The 293-nt window shown below is 66.6% G+C and carries 1 protein-coding gene; it reads left to right on the forward strand.

Annotated features, from left to right (window positions below):
- On the forward strand, positions 1 to 293 hold a 293-nt coding region (locus KUM03_RS34315), incomplete at both ends, for an alpha-amylase family glycosyl hydrolase (protein WP_254400318.1).

The raw sequence follows: 293 nt of genomic DNA on the forward strand, positions 1-293 counted from the left end.
ATCCTCGCCAAGACCCCGGCCATCCCGTCCGGCTGCCAGTGGGGCATCTTCCTGCGCAACCACGACGAGCTGACCCTCGAAATGGTCACCGACGAAGAGCGCGACTACATGTACGCGGAGTACGCCAAGGACCCGCGCATGCGCGCCAACATCGGCATCCGCCGGCGCCTGGCCCCGCTCCTGGACAACGACCGCGACCAGATCGAGCTGTTCACCGCGCTGCTGCTCTCCCTGCCGGGCTCGCCGATCCTCTACTACGGCGACGAGATCGGCATGGGCGACAACATCTGGCT

Origin of the sequence: Streptomyces sp. AC602_WCS936, assembly GCF_019049125.1 — a bacterium.
Classification (GTDB): domain Bacteria; phylum Actinomycetota; class Actinomycetes; order Streptomycetales; family Streptomycetaceae; genus Streptomyces.